Annotated in this window: 17 protein-coding genes; 10 read left to right on the top strand and 7 right to left on the bottom strand. The window is 69.8% G+C overall.

The annotated features are described in order from the left end of the window. Positions 1 to 77: 77 nt before the first annotated feature. The gene (locus tag ACWDLG_RS23920) at positions 78 to 1190 is read left to right on the top strand and encodes an ABC transporter substrate-binding protein (RefSeq protein WP_449923333.1); all 1113 of its coding nucleotides are present in this window, start codon (positions 78 to 80) and stop codon (positions 1188 to 1190) included. A gap of 30 nt (positions 1191 to 1220) precedes the next feature. Here the strand turns inward: ACWDLG_RS23920 and ACWDLG_RS23915 are convergent, their stop codons facing one another. Continuing rightward, a complete protein-coding gene (locus ACWDLG_RS23915) occupies positions 1221 to 1676 on the bottom strand; it encodes a hypothetical protein (RefSeq protein ID WP_449923330.1) in 456 nt (151 codons plus the stop codon). 38 nt (positions 1677 to 1714) lie between these two features. Here ACWDLG_RS23915 and ACWDLG_RS23910 point away from each other — a divergent pair, with 38 nt between their 5' ends. Together ACWDLG_RS23910 and ACWDLG_RS23905 are read left to right on the top strand one after the other, a co-directional pair. Further along, positions 1715 to 2173: a MarR family winged helix-turn-helix transcriptional regulator gene (locus tag ACWDLG_RS23910; protein WP_449923327.1), complete on the top strand. Its 459-nt coding sequence runs from the start codon at positions 1715 to 1717 to the stop codon at positions 2171 to 2173. Between the two features lie 502 nt (positions 2174 to 2675). Continuing rightward, positions 2676 to 4073: a hypothetical protein gene (locus ACWDLG_RS23905; RefSeq protein ID WP_449923324.1), complete on the top strand. Its 1398-nt coding sequence runs from the start codon at positions 2676 to 2678 to the stop codon at positions 4071 to 4073. A gap of 166 nt (positions 4074 to 4239) precedes the next feature. Here ACWDLG_RS23905 and ACWDLG_RS23900 read toward each other — a convergent pair whose 3' ends face one another. Then, complete coding sequence (locus ACWDLG_RS23900) at positions 4240 to 4944, bottom strand: alpha/beta fold hydrolase (RefSeq protein ID WP_449923319.1); 705 nt, start codon at positions 4942 to 4944, stop codon at positions 4240 to 4242. 319 nt (positions 4945 to 5263) lie between these two features. Between ACWDLG_RS23900 and ACWDLG_RS23895 the strand changes: the two genes are divergently transcribed. Then, positions 5264 to 6001: a VOC family protein gene (locus ACWDLG_RS23895; protein ID WP_449923317.1), complete on the top strand. Its 738-nt coding sequence runs from the start codon at positions 5264 to 5266 to the stop codon at positions 5999 to 6001. A gap of 354 nt (positions 6002 to 6355) precedes the next feature. Here ACWDLG_RS23895 and ACWDLG_RS23890 read toward each other — a convergent pair whose 3' ends face one another. Next, on the bottom strand, positions 6356 to 6805 hold the full coding sequence (locus ACWDLG_RS23890) for a hypothetical protein (RefSeq protein ID WP_354908757.1): 450 nt from the start codon (positions 6803 to 6805) through the stop codon (positions 6356 to 6358). A gap of 509 nt (positions 6806 to 7314) precedes the next feature. Between ACWDLG_RS23890 and ACWDLG_RS23885 the strand changes: the two genes are divergently transcribed. Further along, positions 7315 to 8469: a S8 family serine peptidase gene (locus ACWDLG_RS23885; RefSeq protein ID WP_449923313.1), complete on the top strand. Its 1155-nt coding sequence runs from the start codon at positions 7315 to 7317 to the stop codon at positions 8467 to 8469. A 61-nt stretch (positions 8470 to 8530) separates the two neighbouring features. After that, positions 8531 to 10645 (top strand): serine/threonine protein kinase, encoded by a 2115-nt coding sequence (locus tag ACWDLG_RS23880; protein ID WP_449923310.1) that lies wholly within the window; start codon positions 8531 to 8533, stop codon positions 10643 to 10645. 88 nt (positions 10646 to 10733) lie between these two features. Here the strand turns inward: ACWDLG_RS23880 and ACWDLG_RS23875 are convergent, their stop codons facing one another. Genes ACWDLG_RS23875 through eccCa form a run of 3 tightly spaced genes read right to left on the bottom strand, consistent with a single transcriptional unit; the run spans position 10734 to position 16213 of the window. Further along, positions 10734 to 11948, bottom strand: coding sequence for a transglycosylase SLT domain-containing protein (locus ACWDLG_RS23875; RefSeq protein ID WP_449923308.1), 1215 nt, complete (start codon positions 11946 to 11948; stop codon positions 10734 to 10736). Continuing rightward, entirely contained in the window at positions 11945 to 12259 is a 315-nt protein-coding gene (locus ACWDLG_RS23870) for a hypothetical protein (RefSeq protein WP_449923305.1), read from the bottom strand. Before ACWDLG_RS23870 ends, ACWDLG_RS23875 begins: the two co-directional genes overlap by 4 nt. Before the next feature lie 21 nt (positions 12260 to 12280). Then, positions 12281 to 16213 (bottom strand): type VII secretion protein EccCa, encoded by a 3933-nt coding sequence (gene eccCa / locus ACWDLG_RS23865; RefSeq protein WP_449923302.1) that lies wholly within the window; start codon positions 16211 to 16213, stop codon positions 12281 to 12283. Between the two features lie 136 nt (positions 16214 to 16349). Between eccCa and eccD the strand changes: the two genes are divergently transcribed. Next, on the top strand, positions 16350 to 17846 hold the full coding sequence (eccD, locus tag ACWDLG_RS23860; protein ID WP_449923299.1) for a type VII secretion integral membrane protein EccD: 1497 nt from the start codon (positions 16350 to 16352) through the stop codon (positions 17844 to 17846). Positions 17847 to 17914: 68 nt separating this feature from the next. On the opposite strand, the gene ACWDLG_RS23855 is transcribed toward eccD, so the two are convergent. Beyond that, positions 17915 to 18334: a hypothetical protein gene (locus tag ACWDLG_RS23855; protein ID WP_449923296.1), complete on the bottom strand. Its 420-nt coding sequence runs from the start codon at positions 18332 to 18334 to the stop codon at positions 17915 to 17917. A gap of 205 nt (positions 18335 to 18539) precedes the next feature. Here ACWDLG_RS23855 and ACWDLG_RS23850 point away from each other — a divergent pair, with 205 nt between their 5' ends. The 3 genes from ACWDLG_RS23850 to ACWDLG_RS23840 all read left to right on the top strand — a co-directional run bounded on the left by ACWDLG_RS23850 (position 18540) and on the right by ACWDLG_RS23840 (position 19777). Further along, entirely contained in the window at positions 18540 to 19004 is a 465-nt protein-coding gene (locus ACWDLG_RS23850) for a WXG100 family type VII secretion target (RefSeq protein ID WP_449923916.1), read from the top strand. Positions 19005 to 19028: 24 nt separating this feature from the next. Further along, entirely contained in the window at positions 19029 to 19334 is a 306-nt protein-coding gene (locus ACWDLG_RS23845) for a WXG100 family type VII secretion target (protein WP_354908732.1), read from the top strand. A 62-nt stretch (positions 19335 to 19396) separates the two neighbouring features. Beyond that, positions 19397 to 19777 (top strand): hypothetical protein, encoded by a 381-nt coding sequence (locus ACWDLG_RS23840; protein ID WP_449923293.1) that lies wholly within the window; start codon positions 19397 to 19399, stop codon positions 19775 to 19777. Positions 19778 to 19779: the final 2 nt, after the last annotated feature.

Here is a 19779-nt window from a genome sequence, read left to right as displayed (position 1 = left end):
GAACGCGTACTATCTGGCCTTGCCACTCTGTGATCAGGGCAGACTGCGACCGAAACGTCACACGGGAGACGCCACGCATGAACACGCCACCATCACCGCCTGCAGTGGAGCGGACTGACGGATCATCCGTCCAGATCGGCGCTCTCGTTCCGTTGACTCGGCCTGGCTGGGTCGAGGCAGGCCAACATTTGCTCGCCGGACTCGAGCTGGCCGTTCGCGATGTCAATGACGCCGGCGGGATCGTCGGAAGACCGCTCGAACTGGTGGTCCGGGACACTGCGGCTGATCCGCAGCGGGCCGCGGCGGCCGTGGATGAATTGGCTCGCCTGGGCGTGGCCGCCTTGGCGGGGGAGTATCACAGCGTGGTCGCTCGCACCGCTGCGGCCAGGGCCGAGGCCCTCGGCCTGCCGTACCTCTGCTCTTCAGCGGTTCTCGACACGCTCACCGAACAGCCGACGGAATGGGTCGCGCGCGTCGCCCCGGCGCAGTCCCACGGCTGGCAGATCTACGCGGACTTCCTTCTCAGCGCGGGCCACAGGCGGATCGCCGTAGCTGCCCAGCCGAGTGTCTACTGGGCATCCGGGGCCCGCATTCTGCGGGACTACCTCGCTCCGCACGGCGGCACCGTCATCGAGCTCGACATGGGCGCGCTCGCCCCCACGGCCGTGTGCGACGAACTCGTCGGCAATCGCGCGACGGCCCTCCTTCTTCTGGTCGGCCACCCGGAGCCGGCCGTGTCGATCGTCAAGTCTGTCCGCCGCGACCCGCGCCTGGCCGAGATCATGATTGGTGCTCCGGCCGGGCAGCCGGAGTTCGCCGAATGGGCGAGGTTGCTGGGCGACGACGGCGCCGCGATCCCGTTCTTGCGCTACCTGCCCGAGTGCCTCAGCCCACTCGGGGCACGAGTCGAGAAGGTCCTGCGCGAACGGCTGGCCGCGGCGCCCTCCTTCGTCGCCTTCGAGGGCTACGACACGGTCACCGTCCTCGCTGATGCGCTGCGGTCTGGTGGCGTGGACCGGGCACGCACTGCCGAAGCCTGGCCGCGCGTTGCAGTCGAAGGCACCCGCGGGAAGATCCAGTTCTCCCGCACGCCAGGCATCAGCGTTTGGCAGTGGGCTTGGGCGCCGGTCCAGGTCGTCGACCGAGATCCGGCGGCACCCGATCGCTTGCGGATCCTTCACGCCGGCTGAGAGAGCACAGCCGTCCGACTGCCCAGAAAGTCAATGCGGGGCGTGTCGACCGCCTCTGACGCTGACCGAGGTACTCCAGACGATGTAGACCGACAGCACGACGATGCAGGTCAGATCGACCACCGTGCTGAAGGGCGCGAGGTCGGCACGCAGGTCGGGGTTCGGCAGGATCAGCAGGAGGAAGGTCGACTTGCCCGCCACCGCGGCGATCGCGGCAGCCCGCCGCGCCGGCGGGAAGAAGGCCGCCCAGATCAGGGCCGCGCCCAGCAGCAGTTGGAGCATGCCCCGGTGCTGAAGCAGTGCCAGCGTCATCGGTTCGGGGGCGATCACCCCGTAGGTCCATTCCAGCGCGTACGAGGTGACCAGTGCGAGGGCGGGGAGGGTGGTGACCAGCCCCATCGCCACGAGGGCGACGCGAAGCGCGGTCTCACGAGTGGCAACTGAGCTCATGGCACACTCCGATTCATCAGCGGTGCTGACGATCATAGTAACTGATGATCGGTGCTATGACGTATGTTGCCCTCATGAGAGAACCGACCCCGGCCGCGCGGCTGGTCACCTCGGCGACCAGCCACATGATGCTCCGTCTCGGCGACGCCGCCCGCGCAGTGATCGGTAACGCGCTGGACAGCTGGTCTCTCACCGGTCGTGACCTGCGCGTCCTGAGCGTCGCCCACGGTGAGGGGCTGTCCCAGCGCGAACTGGGCCGGCTCACCGGCATGGACCGGACGACCATGGTGGCGGTCGTGGACAAGCTGGAGCGGCTGGGTTACGCGCACCGTGAACGCGACCTCGCTGATCGAAGGAAGTACCTGGTCAGGCTGACCGATGCCGGCACGAAGGTGGTGGACGAGGCGCTCGATCAGCTGTCCAAGGCGGAGGCCGAGTTCCTGTCGCCGCTCAACGCAGCCGAACAACGGCAGCTCAATCGTCTGCTCGCCCGGCTCTATGAGAAACACGATCCCGCCTGCGATCCGTTGTGAGCGGCGGTGGGCCGAGACGCTGACCGCGATCACGCTGACGAACCTCGGTCCCACGACCTCCCGTCTGTCCCGTGAACGGAATCAGCGCCGATCGCGCGTTCGCTGGCCCGCTGCGGGCTGTCGCCGGTCCGGGGGCCGGCTCAGCCGCTCGCTCGTCCTCGTGCTGCCTGGGATCGGGTCAGCCGAGGGCATCGAGCCGAGTCGGCCAAGATCTGCCGGTGCGCTCTCCGCCGTGGTGCCTCCATTGATCCCAAGATTGCGGCGTCGAACACGTCACGATCTGGGGGACGAAGCGGCCGATGGGCCATCGAGGAGGTTGGGTGCGGAAATCAGCGGTAGCGACCTGTGGCTTCTGCGCCTGTCAGTGGTCTGTGATGAGGAGCTTCCGCTCGGCCCGGTACCGCGTTGACCGCGGTAGAGCCCCTGTACCCCCTCCTGAGTAGGGGCTACTCATGTGCCGGGGATCTTGGGTGGCCACACTCGGTGGGAACGGAGGTGGCTCATGCGGTATCGGCTTGACCCGGCGGCCGAGGCCGAGGCGGCGCGCGGCAACCTGCTCGGGGGCCTCTACACCGGCGGCATAGCCTCGCTCGTCTTCGCCTACATGAGCGGCCGGGTTCCTGCGGTGACCGTCGGCGTGCGGATCCCCCGCGACTTCGAGCTCTTCCCCTGGCTGGCCGGCGGCACTGGCCTGGCCTCCGCACTGTTCACCGTCGCGCTGGTCGTGCGCGTGGTCCGCTGGCAAATCGCGCTGTCGCAGCAACGGCGGGCGCGCGATCCGGCCAAGGCGCTGCTGCTGCCGCCCTCGGCCGAGCACGGCGCCGCCCTGCGGCAGTCGCGGCCCGGCCGTACCACGCTGGGCAACGTCTTGATGCTGGCCGTGCCGTGGGTGGCCTTTCCGTTGGCGATCGTGGCGCTGGGCACCGTGCTCACGCCCGAGCGGATGGGCTCGCGCGCCGAGGAGGCGATGCTGGTCGCCGCCCTGGCCGGCGGGGTGGGGCTGGTAGTGCTGCTTGTGGTCGCCGTCGACGTCACGCGCCGGCACCTGCTGGCCAGGCAGGTGCGCAAGCTCTCGCAGGACCCGGCCTTCGCCGAGCTGATGCCGCCCGCCACCGCCGCCCTGTCCCGCTACCGAGCGCCGGTCATCCCCGAGCTGAAGATCACCTTTTACGCGCCGCCCCGGACCATCGTCTTCGGCCTGCCCAAAGTCAGCGCCGCACGCAACGTCTTCGGCCAGCCGCCGCTGAGCATCGTCTACTTCCGGCTGTTCGAGAACGAGCTACGGGTGCGCGACTTCGTCAAAGGGGCCTTTCGCCGCTGCGGGTACGTGCACCTGCTGCGCAGCGCCGCCTCCGTGCGCCACTCCGAGCTGGCGCGGATGCGGCGCGCCGGGACGCTCGGAGAGCTGTTCATCGCCTCCGACCGACGCATGCTGCGCGAGCTCGACGCGCGGCCCTTCGAGCCGCTGCCCAGCGGGTTTCGCACCATCAGGGGCACCGGCGGCAAAGGCGTGCGCGTCTGGGACCGCAAAGGCAGCTACCCCATGTCCGCGTACCTGTGCCACGGTGCCTACTGGAAACGCGCCGTCGACACCTTGCTGGGTCTCGCCGACCTCGTCGTCATCGACCTGTCGGGCTTCCAGAAGGAGAACATCGGCACCGGCTACGAACTTCAGCGCGTCATCGACCGCTACCCCGTCCACCGCGTCGTCGTTCTCGCCGACACCGGCAGCGACACCCGCTATCTGGCCACGCACATCAGGCACGCCTGGTCGAGGATGGCGCCCGACTCGCCCAACGCCGGCGACGGCACCAGAAGCCTCCTGGTCAGCCAGATCGCCGTCGGCGGCCAGGCGGCCACCCACCACTTACTGGCCCACGCGCACAAACGACTGAGGTGATCGACGGTGCCCGCCCCGCGTGCCGAACTGTCCACGCCGCCCGCCGGTCCAGGAGTTCGTTCTCGGCCGCGCCGGAACAGCGTCCCCCCAGGTGCAAGCCGCTGTCGACCGGGTCGGCGACGAGACCATCCGGGCAGCCCTCGCCAAAGCGGCCGCGGCGCCGGACCTACCCGCCTGCCACCGCGTCGAGCAGGATTCGCGCGAGCTCGCGTGGCTGGGAGAACATCGGCCAGTGGCCGGTGTTCATCTCGACCAGCCGCCAGTGCTCGCTGGTCAGCAGCTCGACCACGTCGTCGCTCGGCTTGTCGCCGTCGAGCAGGCATTTGACGTACGTCGCCGGAAGCCGGCCGAGCGGGCCTGCCAGTACGGCCGGCTCGGTCAGCGTGGCCCCCGGGTGTGGTGTCGAGCCGCGCACGATCCGGGCGATCTGCTCTCCGGTGAGGCCCTGACCGTCGTAGTCGGCCGCGACCAGCGGCGACCAGAAGCCCCCGTTCTCGGCGATCGAGGCCTCCACCATCGTCCGGCCGTGAACCGACCAGCGGGACACGAACGACTCGCCGTCGGCGGGAACGTTGGAGTCGACGAAGACCACGCGGGCCAGCCGGTCACCGATCCGCTCGGCGGCCTGACCGACCGGGATGCCCGAGTAACTGTGCCCGACCAGGATGACGTCGCGCAGATCGTGGCGTCCGACTTCGTCGACGATGTCCTGGACGTGGGTCTGCTGCCCAGCTGGCAGGCCACGCCTGTCGGCGAGGCCGGACAGCGTCAACGGGTGGGCGCCGTGGCCGGCCGCACGCAGCTCCGGCACCACCTCGTCCCACGCCCACGATCCGAGCCACGCGCCCGCGACCAGTACGAATTCCGCCATGGTGGAAAGGTAGCGGAACGGTCCGACAACCTCGCTGCCGATCACTGCGCCGGAACGCCACGGAGAAGGCGACGCTCATCTGCAGCGCCATCCGCGTGCTCGGCAGGAGGCCGGAGCTCGCCAGAGGCTCCGCCGCCGCACGCCTGCGTCCGAGCAGGCCATCGGGCACCTGGACGACGGCGGTGAGGCGGGCTAGGCGGTCACCGCCGACGTCCCCACGCGCCTCAGCTCTACTACGCGGCCTTGGACGCGGTCCTCAGCTTCTCGGCCCTCGATGCCCCAGCTGGGTCCTCATCGACGCGTGCATAGGATCGGCGGCATGGCGACACGGCTCGTTCACGTTGCGATGGATGCTCGTGATGACTCCGCACTCGGCCGGTTCTGGGCGGAGGCGCTCGGCTGGAACGTCTCCGGCGACGAAGCCGGCGAGACCAACGTCGAGCCCGAGGGCTTCGCCTATCCCGACCCCATCGCTCTCTGCATCGACTTCCTTCGCGTCCCGGAATCCAAAACGGTGAAGAACCGCGTGCACATCGACCTCGCCACCACCTCTGCGGCCCATCAGGCGGATCTGGTCGCGCGCCTCCAGGATCTCGGCGCGACGCCCGTCGACGTGGGCCAGGGTGACGTCCCGTGGACGGTCCTCGCTGACCCGGAGGGCAACGAGTTCTGCGTGTTGGAGCCTCGATCGGTCTACCGGGACACCGGGCCGATGGCCGCGGTGGTGGTCGACTGCGCGGACCCCCGGGCCATGGCCCGGTTCTGGGGCGAGGCGATGGACTGGACCCTGCACGAGGTGACCGACGATCATGCGGTGCTGCGCTCCGCCAAGGGTGTCGGGCCGTATCTCGAGTTCCTCCGCACGCCTGATGTGAAGACCGTGAAGAACCGCATCCATCTCGACCTCCGGCCCTACCCCGGCGACGATCAAGCGGCGGAGGTGGCCCGGCTGCGGGCTCTCGGCGCCACCGACCTCGACGTGGGCCAGGGTGACGTGTCGTGGACGGTCCTCGCCGACCCGGAGGGCAACGAGTTCTGCGTCCTCACCCCGCGCTGACGCGGAGCCTCTTCACCTGCGGGTCGTACAACGGCTCCTCGGCGACGTCGTCGCCACCGCCGTCGAAGGAGGTTCGCCCCCAAGCGTCCGTGGACGGCCAAGCCGTCGCCGAGAAGCGGGACGGCACCACCGAATACGGCTACCACTGCGCCGACGACCGGAGCGACATCGACCGCCGGCACCGGTTTCCGTGGGTTCTGGTGGTCTGCCGGCCCGGCGCGCGGAAGCTCACGGACGTGAAGAAGGTCGCGATCTCCCTGGCGACCCTCACGGGCAGCGTGGAGGCCGCGAAGATCGCCGGACGTGAGGTGCCCACAAAGTCGGCGACGGTGTCTCGGTCAGCAAGAAGGTGTCTCAAGGCCCCTCCGCTGCTCTGGCCGTCGCGGCGGCGTGCTCATCGGCGGTCATGCCGCGGTCGGGGAAGCGCTGGTTGAGGTCGTACTGATCGTCAGCCCACTGCTGGTAGTCCCGCCGGACGGCGAGCTCGTCGGAGTCGGCGATGCGGGCGATATCGGCCCAGGTCACCCCAGCCAGCAGCGCGTGGTGGACGTTGGAGGGATGGCGCACGGTGCGCGCGATGCTCTCCGCCAATGCCAGCAATTCGATGTGTTCGGCCACGGTGAGCGGAGGCCGGTCATCGGCTCCATGCCGGGCGGGGTCATAGATCCCTCGTTCCACCAGCTCAATCCGGGCACGAGCCGATGCGTTCCTGGCGGCTAGCTCGTTGTAGCGCTCCAGTTGCCGACTGACGGGCATGTCGTAGCGAGCGTCGTGCCAGGTCGTGCTGTGCTCAGGCATGGTCATTGACGACTACTCCAGGTTGGTTTCAAGGGGGGTCCCGGTGTCCGGCCGGGACTCGAGCGCTGTGTGAAGATCACGAGAGGGTACCGGAGCGCGTTGACGGGCCCACTGGTCGGCCCCGGCGGGGTCGCCTGGCCGGGGCCGGATGATCTGCGCTCTCCGCCAAGATATCTTGCGCTCTCCGCTAACGACACGGGGTATCCGGCGTCGCAGGATTGCCTCTCGAACGAATGCGACTTGATCGGGGCAGGTGCGCGGGGGCGCGGATGCCAGGGCCAGGACGCCCGCGTTGCTCGTTGCCCTGCTGGTCGTGTTGATCGCCGGATCCGGCGGTCAGACGCGGTTCGACCTGGATGGCTGAGATGACCCTGGTAGAGCGGTGGGGCGGTCGGCGTCGCACGAGCGCGAGCCGCGCCTCCGTGCCGGCGGGAAGCCGTGATGGTCCTGCGCAGTCGGGGCGGATCGCTCGGATATATCTGGACAAAGTGCGGCGTTCGGCTGTGCTCGGTCGAGTGCTTCTGGCGGCCGTGTCCGCTCTCGGCCTCGTCGTCGCTCCAGCGGTCGCGACCCCGGCGACCGCCACGTCGGCGCGTGAGGAGTGCAACCCCGAAGCAGGCGTGGTGAAGCTGCCCGGCGGAGAGCCCTGGGCGCAGAAGCGGCTGGACATCAAGACGGCGTGGCGGCTGAGCACCGGCGCCGGCGTACGGGTGGCGGTCATCGACAGCGGCCTCGACGTCAAGCACCCGCAACTGCCCTGGCTCTCCACTTTCGTCGACTTCACCGGAACCGGCTACACCGACTGCGTCGGTCACGGCACCGCCGTCACCGGAATCATCGCCGGCCGCGTCTATCCAGGCGTCGCCTTCCACGGCGTGGCTCCGCAGGCGACCGTCATAGAGCTCAAACAGAGCAACCAGGCCGAGGGCCACGTCGCCAACCTGGCGGCGGCCATCGACAAGGCGGTCCAGCTCAAGGCCGACGTCATCAACATCTCGATCAAGGCGGCCGACAATCCCACGCTCAAGGCGGCCGTCCAGAACGCCCTGGCCAGAGATGTCGTGATCGTCGCCGCCGCGGGCAACATCACCGACAAGAAGGAGGACGTGCCCGCCTATCCGGGCTCCTATGAGGGAGTGCTGGCCGTCGGCTCGGCCACTACCGACGGGCGGCGCGCCGACTCCTCCAACACGGCCACACCCGTCGGCGTCCTGGGGCCGGGCGTCGGCATCATCGCCCCGTGGCCGCACGGCACGTACAAGCTGGATCTCGAGGGCTCCAGCTTCGGCGCCGCCTACGTGTCAGGGACCGCCGCGCTGGTGCGCGCCCGGTTCCCGCATCTCAACCAGGAGCAGGTGCGGCGGCGCATCATCGCCACGGCCGACGGCTCCGTCGGCAAGGGCACCGGGGCGGGCATGGTCAATCCGGTGCAGGCGGTCAGCGCCGTCCTGCCCTTCGAGCCCGCGGGCCGGCCGCTGGTGGCCGCGCCTCCGCCCGCTCCCATCGCGGCGGACGCGATCGCCAAACTCCCACCGGAGGACGCCGGGGCCAGGAACATCTCGCTGGCCGTGACCGCGGGGGCGCTGATCCTCACCGCCGCGGCCGGCGCGCTCGCCCGGGTGCTGCCGCTCGGCAGAAGCCGTGGATGGCGGGCGGGCCCACCGACCTGATGACCCATGTGACTGCTGATGCAGGCGCTGCGCCGCAGCGCTTGATGAAGGGAAACCTACGATGGACCCATTACAGCCGGACGATCCGATGCGGCTGGGCGACCACGACCTGTTGGAACGCCTGCCGGAGGGGCCGCGCGGGACGGCCTTCCTGGGCCGGGAGTCGGAGGACGCGCCTCTCCGGGTGATCAAGTTGTTCACCGGCAAGCCGGACCCGGAAGGCGTCGCGCGTTTCGCCAGGGTCCGGCGCCTTTCCAGCTCGTCCATCGCGCGAACGGTGGACGTCGGTCTGCACGAGGGCCACCTCTACGTCGTGCGCGAACACGTCGAGGGGCGCAGCCTCGCCGAGCTTGTCGCAGCCGATGGGCCGCTCGACGCCGAGGCCGTGGAGCGGGTGGCCGTCGGCACGCTGACCGCGCTGACCGCCGCGCACCTGGCGGGCATCACCCACCGGGGACTGACCCCCAGCAACGTCATCATGGGCGCCGACGGCCTCCGGGTGACCGACCTGGACCTCGGCGAGCCCGCCGGTGAGATCGGCTACCGTTCGCCCGAGCAGCTGAGAGGCGAGCCGTACGGTTCCTCCGCGGACCTGTTCGCCTGGGCGGCCACGGTGGTCTTCGCGGCCACCGGCAAGGCGCCGTTCGGTCAGGACGCCGACGCGGTGCTGACCGGGGTGCCCGCGCTGGGCACGCTGGCGGAGCCGCTGCTGGGCGTGGTGTCCGCGGCGCTGGCGAAGGACGCCGGGCAGCGGCCGACCACGTACACAGCGCTGTTGCGCCTGCTCGGCGGCCCGGCGGCGGAGCCGGAGGTCACGGCTGAGCCGCCGCCGGCGGAGGCGGTGACCCGGCCTCCGGCGTTCGGTCTCCCCGCCCTGCCGCCGGCGGCGGACGGCGCGCCGCTCGAAGGTGTGCCGGTCCAGCCCCCGCAGCAGGTGTGGGAGCAGCCCAAGCCGCAACAGGCGTGGGAGCCGCCCAAGCCACAGCAGGCGTGGGAAAGGCCCAAGCCGCAGCAGCCCATGTGGGAGTCGCCGCAGCGGCCCCAGGTGTTGCAGGCGTCGGTCGTGGAACCGTCTTCGCCGCGCCGGAGGTTCCCGGTCGGCCTGGCCGCCTCGGTGGCCGCGCTCATGGTGCTGTCAGGCGTGGGCATCTGGGGAGCCAGTCGTTACACGGACACCCAGCGGATCAACTCGATCGGCGTCTCGGCCGACGGCAAGGTCACCGGCGGAGCCACCGGATCGGCCGACGCGGGAGAGAAGGGGACGGCCGACTCCGATGACGGGGCGGTCGCGCAGCCGGGCGAGCCGGGCGCCGACCAGCCGCAGCCCGAGGTGACCGTGCCGTGGGCCACGGCGTCCGAGGCCGACCCGTACGGCGTGGGCCCGCTCGTCCTGCCCACCGAGGAGCCGTCGGGCGTCCCGACCGCGCCCGCGTACAGCATGGTGCCGACGCCCTCGCCGCCGCCGACCCAGCCGGTTCCCACGGCTCAGCCGACGACCCCGCCGCCGACCAAGCAGCCGACCGCGCAGCCGACGACCCCGCAGGCGACGCCTGCACAGCCGAAGAGCCCGCGGGTGACCAAGACGGTCACGGCGACGCCGACGCCCAAGGACACGAGGCCCAGGAACACCAGGACGCCGGAGCAGTCCCAGGAGCCGACCCCGACTCCTGAGAAGACGACCGAGCCCCCGACCCCGACGCCCAAGAAGAGCACCGAGCCTCCGTCCCCGACGCCGACTCCTGTCAAGAGCACGCAACAGGCGCCGGCTCCGCCGCCTGCGACGGAGGCCCCCGCGCCCCCGCCGGAGACGAAGAGCGCGGCCCCGCCGCCCGCGCAGCCGCAGCCGGAGCCGAAGAACCCCTACACGCCGGTCCAGGTGTGCGGGTCCGGCTTCTACGTGCAGCGCTCGCAGGCGTTCAACGGTGGTGAGACCTTCCAGCTGTACAACAGCGGCACCAAGCAGAACTGCGTGGTGACGATGAAGTACGCGGGCGTGGGCAGGGAGAGCCCGGTCAGCGCGACGCTCGAGGTCCAGGGCGGGGGCAGCGCGACCGACAGCGGCAACTACAAGTACTACGCCGGGCCGGTCAAGCTGGTCGCCCCGGGCAGGTGCGTGAAGTTCTCCGGCAGCGTCGATGCGGGAAGCACCGCCGCGGGCTGGGCGAACTGCGGCTGATCCGGCGACCGACGGCCCCACCCCGAGCTTTCCGGGTGGGGCCGTCGTCGTCGCCCGAGATCCGGACGAGCGGCGGCTGCCGCGACCGTCAGTAGGGCTTGTATCCGCCGCCTCGTTCGAGGGACTGGATGCCGGGGTGGCCGCCGAGGTTGCCGTAGCGGCTGTAGGTGTACAGGACTCCCGCGATGATGTTGTCGACCGGATCCAGGATCCTGCCGTGGCCGGGCAGGGCGTGCGCGTTGAACGTCGGCGGGATGGTCTGCATCAGGCCCTGGGACGGAACGCCGTTCTTGGCGTTGATGTCCCAGGTGTTGACGGCGCCGGGGTTGCCGCCGGACTCATGGTAGATGATCGTCCAGATGCGCTGGACGTCCTGGGGGTCGTTCGGGTCCAGGTCATTGACGTCGACGCCGCGTTCGCGCATGACGTCCGCCATCTCGGGTGACTTGATGACGGTGAGCGCCTGCTTGATCCACTCGACGACCTCGGCCTTGGGCGCGGGCGTGGTGCCTGCCGGCGAGACCCCGCCGCCCGACCCGGAGCCGCCACCGGCTCCCGCGCCGCCGCCGGACTTCGAGCCGTCACCGCCCGACAGCCGCGTGTCCCCCTGAGAGGATGTCGTCCGCTTCCAGATGACCTTCTTGTCGCCCGGGTCGAAGTCCGCCCCTCCGGGATACGGGATGTCGGAGAAGAAGCCGAACCGCGAGTTCTCCCCGGTCCCGCTCGCCTGGACGCGGCCGGCCAGCGTGTTCTTGGCGGCCGTGACGGCCTCCTCGGCGGCCTTGACATGTCCCTTGGCCAGCTCGATCTTGGTGTTCACCAGAGTGGTGAAGTCCCGGTCCTCGGGCAGCGCGCGCATGGCGTCGACCTGATCCTTGTCGCGGTGGTTGACAAGGTAATTCCCGATGAAAACTTGCGCACCGCCGACCGTTTCATCGCAAAGCTTGCGGATTTCCGCGGAAGCCTTCTCCAGTGCCGTGGCGGTTTGGTCGAGCGCTGTCGCGCAGGCGGTGACGGCGGTGTTGAATTCGCCGCCCGCTTTGGGATAGAGACGCATGTGGCGGTCGAAGGCGTCCGCGGAATCGCCTTCCCACTTCAGGTCGACCTCGTTGATGTTCCTGATGAGCGCGGAGGTGACGTCCGCGGCCTGGTGGGAGCATGATCGCCAGGTCGAGGCGAGGGCCCTGATTCCCTGAGGATTGCCCGTCACCTTGTCGAGCATGGCCTGTAACTCCGCCCCGCGGGGGACCTCGGTGATGTCCGGCGCGGTTACGGTGATGATGATGGTGCTGTCGGTGCTCATGCGCCCGAGTCCTTCTCCGCCTTGCGGAGGTTGGCCTCCACATCGTTGAGCGCCCGCTCGACGCTCTCCAGCTTGAGCTGCGCGCTGTCGAGTTCGACGCGGATTCCGGACCAGGCGGCGTCCATCTTGGCGGCCAGCTCCTGCGCGCCGTCCAGCTTGCCGAACAGCTTGGCGTCCGTCAGCTCGGCGGGAGGCTTCGACTTGGTCTTCTTGAAGATTTCGTCGAGATCGAACCCCTTGGCCGCGATGTTGATCCGCGTCCTGCACTCGTCGAATGCCTTGTAGGAAACATCAACGAAGCCTGCGCTCATGAAAGTCGAGCATAGTGGAGATCATTGAGGTTGGTGAGTCCCGTTTTCCTCCACTTCCAAGGAAGCTGTCTGGATCAGCCGGTCTCCGAACCTTCTGTCCACATAAAAGGCCCGGCCGGGCGGGAGGGGCTGCGGTCGCACCTTGCCGAACAACACACCTTCCTCCCGGTTGCCCGACATGATCAGCGCCGGGCTGGCCATCTCCTTGAGCCGCTGCACCGCCTGGTCGTACATGGCACGGTTGGCGCCGCCCATCTGACGGGCGAGGATCAGGTGCAGTCCGATGTCCCGCGCCTGCGGCAGCAGCTCGGCCAGCGGTTGCAGGGGATTGTTCGAGGTGGCCACCAGGTCGTAGTCGTCCACCACGACGTAGAGGTCCGAACCCTTCCACCAGCTGCGCTCGCGAAGCTGGTCGGGCGTCAGGTCGGCGGGCGGCAGGCGCTTGAGCAGGGCGAAGCGCACCTCCTGCACCAGCTCCGCCGCCGCCGCGCTGGAGACCGCGTAACCGATGCGGTGCTCGGTGGCCGCGGTGTCGAGGAGCGACCGGCGGTAGTCGATCACGACCAGCCTGGCTTCCTTGGGCGTCTTGCGCGCGACCAGACCTTCCATGATCAGCTTCAGCACGTTCGACTTGCCGCACCCGGTGTCGCCGAAGACGACGACGTGCGGATCGGCCTCGAAGTCGAGGGCGACCGGCGAGAGCGTCGCCTCGTCGATGCCGATCGCGATGCGGTTCTTGCCGGTCTCCTCGGGGCCCGGCAAGGCGGTCGCGGGGAGCAGGGACGGCAGCAGCCGCACGGGACGCGCGGCCGGGCCCTCCCACGAGTCTTTGACGATCTCCACGAGGGCGCGCAGCCCGTCGGCGAGGTCGTCGGCGCCGCGCAGCCCGTCGATGCGGGGAAGAGCGGCCAGGAAGTGCATGCCGTCCTTGGTGAGCCCGCGTCCCGGCGCGCCTTCGGGCACCGCCAGCGCCGCGCTGCGGCTGACCTCCGACTCGTAGGCGTCGCCGAGCTTGAGCTCGATCCTGGTGCCGAACAGGTCGCGGATGCCCGGCCGGAACTCCGACCACTTGTTGGTGGTCACCATGACGTGGATGCCGTAGCCGAGCCCGCGCGCGGCGAGGTCGGTGATCACCTGCTCCAGGCTCTCGTACTCCTGCCGGATCGTCAGCCAGCCGTCCACGACCAGGAACACGTCGCCCCAGCCGTCGCCCTCGATGCTGCCGTCGGCCAGCCGCTTGCGGTACGTGGCGATCGAATCGATGCCGTGCTCGGTGAAGTCCCGCTCCCGCTGCTGGAGGACGGTCGAGATCTCGGCGACCGTACGGCGGACCCTGTCGGCGTTCTGCCGGTTGGCCACGCCGCCCACGTGCGGGAGGCCCTCCAGCGCCGACAACGTGCCGCCGCCGAAGTCCAGGCAGTAGAACTGCACCTCCTGAGGCGTGTGCGTGAGCGCCATGCTGGCGATCAGCGCGCGCAGCACGGTGCTCTTGCCGCTCTGCGTGCCGCCCGCGACGCCGACGTGCCCGGCCGCGCCGGACAGGTTCAGCCAGTACGGATCGCGACGCTGGTCGAAGGGCCGGTCGATGATGCCGATGACGGCGTGCAGGCGTCCCCTGCCGTCCCATCCCGGCGTGGACAGCCCGAGCTCCGGAGTCACCGACAACGAGGGGAGCAGGTGGGCCAGGGTCGGCGGCTCGGCCAGCGGCGGAAGCCAGATGCGGTGCGCCGCGGGGCCACGTCCCGCCAGCCGGCCGACCACGATGTCGAGCAGGCTCGACTGGGAGCCGCCCTCCTCCGCCTCCGCCGGTGCCTCCTTCGGCGGGGTCTCGACGACGGGCAGCGGCGCGAAGGCGCGGCCGTACTCGATGACCTCGCGGGCCGCGGGCTGCCCGCTGTCCGTCACGTGCCTGGGGTCGGGCTGGTAGGCGGCGGAGACGTAGGCGGCCTTGAACCTGGTCATGCCGGTGGTCTCGAACTTGAGGTAGCCGTTGCCCGGCGCCGAGGGCAGCTCGTACGCGTCGGCCACGCCCAGCACGGCCCGGCTCTCCATGGCGGAGAACGTGCGCAGACCGATCCGGTACGACAGGTGCGTGTCGAGCCCCCGTAGCCTGCCCTCGTCCAGGCGCTGGGAGGCCAGCAGCAGATGCACGCCGAGCGAGCGGCCGAGCCGGCCGATCATCACGAACAGGTCGATGAACTCGGGCTTCGTGGACAGCAGCTCGCTGAACTCGTCGAGCACGACGAACAGCGTGGGCAGCGGCAACAGGTCGGCGCCCTGCTCGCGGGCCCGCTCGTAGTCGCGGAGCGAGGCGTAGTTGCCGGTCGCCCGCAGGAGCTCCTGCCTGCGCACCATCTCGCCGTGCAGGGCGTCGTGCATGCGGTCGACCAGCGGGAGCTCGTCCTCCAGGTTGGTGATGACGGCTGAGACGTGCGGGAGGGAGTCGAGGCCGAGGAAGGTCGCGCCGCCCTTGAAGTCGACCAGGACGAAGTTGAGGATCTCCGAGGAGTGCGTGACCGCGAGCCCGAGCACCAGCGTGCGCAGCAGCTCCGACTTGCCGGAGCCGGTGGCTCCGATCAGCAGGCCGTGCGGGCCCATGCCGCCCTGCGCCGACTCCTTGATGTCGAGCTCCACCATGCGGCCGTCGGCGCCGAGCCCGATCGGCACGCGCAGCCTGTTACGGCCGGCCCGTGGCCGCCAGGTGACCGCCGGGTCCAGCGTGCGCGGGTCGCTGATCCCCAGCAGGTCGGTGAGCGTCGTGTTGACCGACAACATGTCCTCGCCGTCGCCGCCGCTCCTCGACGAGGCCCGAAGCGGGGAAAGCTGCCTGGCCAGCCCTTCCATCCACACGAAGGAGAGCTTGTCCGGCGCGCCCAGCCGCGTCTTGCGTTCCTTGCCCGCGTGGTCGAGCTTCACCATGTGCAGGTTGTCCGGCTGGACTTCCATCCGCAGCGTGTTGCCCTCCTCGACGGCGCCGGTGGAGCCGGTCAGATCGATGACGGTCACGCCCAGGATGGCGTCGCTGCCGAGCTGGGAGTCGTGCGGCACGTGCCCGCCGTCCACGATCACCACGTGGTACGGCAGCTCGTCGGCGGGTGCGCCCGGCTGGAACCTGGGCCGCTCCTTGAGGTCGCCGCCGACGAGCCGATCCAGCTCGCCGATGTTCTCGGCCATCAGACGGACCGGCCCGGACGCGTCGACCACGTCGGGGTGGAGGGCGTGCGGGAGCCACTTGACCCACTCCCAGTGGGGCATGCGCTCCTGGTCGGCGCAGACCATGATCCGGATGTCGTCGGGGGAGTGGAAGACGACGATCTGGCCGATCACGGCGCGTACGAGATCCCGCATCGCCGCGAGGTCGCCGGTGAGCCGGATCCGGGCGAAGGAGGCGAGGGCGACGGCCACGGGCAGCCGGGAGAGCGTGGAGTGCGCGCGCATGAATCTCCGCAGCGCGCCGGACGAGAGCGCGTCCAGGTCCTCCACGGGTTTGGAGTCCGGCGGGAAGAGCTGGATGGCCAGCTTCTGCACGCCAGTGCCGAGGCGGATCGTGCCGAAGTCCTCGTCGCGGGGACGGCGCTCCCATAAGCGGGGTCCCATCGCGATCCACCACAACGAGTCAGGCTCGGGCCCGCTCCACTCCAGGGCCTCGCGCTGCTGCTTGGCGGCGCGCCTGGCCTTCCTGCGGATCTGGCCGAGGTAGCGGAAGTAGTCGCGGCGGGCGCCGTTCAGCCGGTGCTTGCGCTCGCCCGCCTGGCGCCCCATCTGGCCGATGGTCATGCCGACCATGGAGACCGCGAACAGGCCGCTGGCCACGTACATGATCGGGTTGGAGTTGCCGCCCGCGGTGAACATCAGGGCCATCGCCGCGGCGCCCGCCACCATGGGCAGGTAGGCGAGCACCAGCATGAACCCCTGGCCCTGGACCTCGGGGATCTCCGGCGGGGACTCCAGCATGACTTCCCCGCGAGGTGGCTTGGGGCCGGGGCGGCGCTCAGGGCGCCGGACAACCACTTTGCTCACGCGACGTTCTTACCAGAAGCGACCCGCTATGTTCTGTGCTGTCCGTGATGCTTCTGGGACGGAGTGCACCGTGGGATCGAAGGTTCAGAAGCCGCCGCCGGAGTCTCAGCCGCCTGCGGAGGGAGCCGACAGCTCCACGCCGACGCAGTCGGGGCCGATCCAGCAGGGTGCCCTCGCGCAACTGCCGTTGCCGCTGCCGGTGTTGTGCAACGTCACGATCGTGGGGCCGAACCGCAAGGCCGACCTGACGCTGCCCGCCGACATCCCGCTGCCGCACGTGCTGCCGGGGCTGCTGCGCATGCTCGGCGAGGTGGGCGGTGACGCCACGTCGTCGCCGGGATGGACGTTGCAGCGGCTCGGCGGCGCTCCGCTCGACCTGGAGCAGAGCCTCGGCACGCTCGGCGTGCTCGACGCCGAGGTCCTCTACCTCCGCCCGCGCGAGTCGATCCTGCCTGCCGCGATCTTCGATGACGTGGCCGACGTCGTCGCCACCGGCGTGCGCAACGGACCGGGCACGTGGACGGCGGCGCACAGCAGGGCCCTCGGCGCGGCCGGCGCCACGGGACTGCTGGTCCTCGGCGCCGTCGGCCTGGCCCTGGCGGGCCTGCCGCCGCTGGTCGGCACGGTCGTCTTCGGAGTGCTCGCGCTGCTGCTGATCGCCGCGGGGACCGTGCTGTCGCGGGCCATGGGCGACTCCACGGCCGGCGCGCTGATCGGCCACGCGGCGCTGCCGTACGGCTTCCTGGCCGGGCTGTTCACCCCCGCGGGCAGCGGGAGCATGGCCGAGGTCGGCGCTCCCCATGTGCTCGCCGCGTTCGCCTGTACGGCGCTCGCCGCCGCCGTCGCCGGGATGACGATCTCGCACGGCATACCCGGCTTCCTCGGCACGGCCGTCGCCGCGACGTGCGGTGCGGTCTGCGCGGCGGTGGTCATGGTGTCGGGGGCCGCCCCCGCGGGAGTGGCGGCCGTGGCCATCGCCGTGTTGCTGGCGCTGAGCCCGCTGGTGCCGACGCTCTCGTTCCGGCTGGCCCGGGTGCCGCTGCCGGCCATGCCCACCACGGCAGAAGAGCTGCGCGCCGACAACCAGCGGCTCGACGCGGCGGCGATCCAGGAGCGCACCGTGATCGCCCAGCACTACGCCACGGGGCTGATCACCGCTGTCGGGCTGGCCGCGCTGGTCGCCGAGGCGCTGCTGGTACTGCACGACGGGTTGGTCGCCGACATCATGGCGGTCGCGCTCTCCCTGACGCTCGTCATGCGCGCCCGCGTGTTCTCCGGCGTCGGCCAGCGGATCTGGCTGGTCGGCTCCGGCCTGGCGGGGCTCGCCATGGTGGCCTTCGCGCTCAGCTCCAAGGGAGGGGTCATCGGCGCGCTGGCCGTGGCGGTCTGCGTCTTGTGGGTGGCCCTGCTGGCGGTGGGCATCGGGAGGACCCTGTCGTCGGGGAAGCCCTCGCCGTTCTGGGGGCGGGCCGGGGACATCCTGGACGTGTTGCTCGTCGTCGAGCTCTTCCCGCTCGCGGCCGGCGTGCTCGAGATCTACACCTGGGTACGCGGATTGTCGGGCTGACACTCTGCTGCGAGCCAAGCGGCGGAGCGAGGGGGTCCCCGGGCGCCCGGCGCCCGGGGACGAGGTCGTCAGCTGATGCGCTCGTATCCGCCACCGGAGTCGGTGGTCTTGGTGCCGCCGGAGAACTTCACCCAGGAGCCGGTCGGCGCGGCGTGGTAGACGGGCACGGTGTGCAGAGGGGTGATCTCCTCGTTCTTCACCACGCCCGCTCCCTTCACGTCCACCGCGGACCAGACGAAGGTGCGCGTGCCCACGTCCTTGGTCTTGAACGTCACCGCGCAGGCGTTCTGCTTGCCGGCGTTGTAGAGCAGGTAGGCGACGCCGCCGGTGAACGTGGCCTGGCGCTCGACCGAGTAGCCGGGGCCGCAGACCGTGGCGGGCGTCTCGGTCGTCCGGCCGGAGGCCGAGGCGGTGGTGGCGGTGAAGACCGCCGTCGTGCCGAGCGCGGCCACGATGACCGCGCCGATCGTCCTCTTCTTCAACCTCAAGATCTTCATCTCCATATCGCGGGGTTTGACCGTCGGGCCGGCTGATCCGCTCGACGGTGGCGGTTCTGCGAGCGTTCAGGCCCCATCCGGGCCGCGCCGCATTCGCCGAGGGGCAATCTTGCGACGCCGCATTCTTCGCGTCGTTAGCGCAGAGCGCAGAAAGTGTTGGCGCTAAGCGCAGAGTTTTTCCCGTTTGCGCGACTTTGTGATCAGTGTGGCAAGTGGTGGTTACCATGCGAATCGATGTTGTTTCGCGGAGGTTGTCCGCCCTATTCGCGTCGACCAACCGCCGTGCGAGACAAGGAAATGTCCACTTGGAGGTCCAGTGGCACTGTACGGAGCAAGTCCGACGCAGTTGACCAATGCTGCCGGGTACTGCCAGGACACCGCGCAGTACATCGAAGGCATGCGTCAGCGGGTTCAGACGATCAAGGGCGACCTGACCACCCAGGGTTGGCGGGGTGGCGCGGCCCAGAAGTTCAGCCACGCGCTCGACGAGTGGGACGTCGAGTTCAAGGCTGTGATCAAGATCCTCGAGGACATCCACGACCGGCTCAACATCGGCGCCGGCGTCTACCGGAACGCCGCCGACCAGAACATGGAGCTGTCCGGGTCGCTGACCAGGGACGGCTTCATGGGCCGGATCGACAACGTCGTCAACGACAACTAGCCGACCGAGGCAACGGAGATCCCAGTGACCGTCCCCGATGATCACACATTCGTCAAGTTCGGCAGCATGGAGCAGGCGTACGAGGAGCTCAAGAAGATCGTGACCGAGCTCGACAAGGCCACGGACGATCTGTTCTCCGACATCAAGAAGGAGCTCGCAGCCAGCTGGGAAGGCGAGGCCGAGCAGTTCTTCAACACCAAGAAGGACCAGTGGAACGCCCACGAGCAGGCGATGGCCAAGCAACTGTTCCAGGCGGCCGGCGCCGTCAACATCGCCAAGGGCAACTACGAGAGCGCCGAGCGGCGCAACATCGCCATCTGGACGGACTGACGCGCCTCCTCGGTCACCGTGGCGACGCGGTGACCGAGATCTCGCATCTGCAGGGGTAAGCGATGGGCAAGCAGGAACCCGAACCGCCAACCGATCCGCTCAGCGTCGAGCCGCACACGGCCGAGAAGTTCCAGGGCGACGGGAGGGTGCACGAGCCCTCCATGATGCGCTCGATCGCCGAGGCTCTGTCGAAGAACCTCGCGACCCTGGAGAGGCCGGGGATCAGCGGGAGGGCTCTGATCGACGTCCAGCCCGGCGCCACCCAGTTCGGGGAATGGGCGGACGCCAAGACCTTCGGCGCGACCGCGGGCAAGGACAGCGCGGGACAGAAGCTCGGCCAGGTCCACGCCGAGTTCATCAAGGCGTACAAGAACGTCATCGCGGCCATCGAGGCGAGCGCGGGAAACCACGCCGAGGCGGACACGCGGAACGAGAGCACCTGACC

It is taken from the genome of Nonomuraea sp. NPDC003727 (genome assembly GCF_053586935.1).
The sequence above is the reverse complement of the archived record's forward strand: the minus strand, read 5'-3'. Positions and strand labels throughout refer to the sequence as shown.

Bases quoted from the DNA above. Each gene is read 5' to 3' on its own strand.
- ACWDLG_RS23920 (WP_449923333.1), top strand. From the start codon at position 78: ATGAACACGCCACCATCACCGCCTGCAGTGGAGCGGACTGACGGATCA.
- ACWDLG_RS23915 (WP_449923330.1), bottom strand. From the start codon at position 1,676: ATGATCGTCAGCACCGCTGATGAATCGGAGTGTGCCATGAGCTCAGTT.
- ACWDLG_RS23910 (WP_449923327.1), top strand. From the start codon at position 1,715: ATGAGAGAACCGACCCCGGCCGCGCGGCTGGTCACCTCGGCGACCAGC.
- ACWDLG_RS23905 (WP_449923324.1), top strand. From the start codon at position 2,676: ATGCGGTATCGGCTTGACCCGGCGGCCGAGGCCGAGGCGGCGCGCGGC.
- ACWDLG_RS23900 (WP_449923319.1), bottom strand. From the start codon at position 4,944: ATGGCGGAATTCGTACTGGTCGCGGGCGCGTGGCTCGGATCGTGGGCG.
- ACWDLG_RS23895 (WP_449923317.1), top strand. From the start codon at position 5,264: ATGGCGACACGGCTCGTTCACGTTGCGATGGATGCTCGTGATGACTCC.
- ACWDLG_RS23890 (WP_354908757.1), bottom strand. From the start codon at position 6,805: ATGACCATGCCTGAGCACAGCACGACCTGGCACGACGCTCGCTACGAC.
- ACWDLG_RS23880 (WP_449923310.1), top strand. From the start codon at position 8,531: ATGGACCCATTACAGCCGGACGATCCGATGCGGCTGGGCGACCACGAC.
- ACWDLG_RS23875 (WP_449923308.1), bottom strand. From the start codon at position 11,948: ATGAGCACCGACAGCACCATCATCATCACCGTAACCGCGCCGGACATC.
- ACWDLG_RS23870 (WP_449923305.1), bottom strand. From the start codon at position 12,259: ATGAGCGCAGGCTTCGTTGATGTTTCCTACAAGGCATTCGACGAGTGC.
- eccCa (WP_449923302.1), bottom strand. From the start codon at position 16,213: ATGCTGGAGTCCCCGCCGGAGATCCCCGAGGTCCAGGGCCAGGGGTTC.
- ACWDLG_RS23840 (WP_449923293.1), top strand. From the start codon at position 19,397: ATGGGCAAGCAGGAACCCGAACCGCCAACCGATCCGCTCAGCGTCGAG.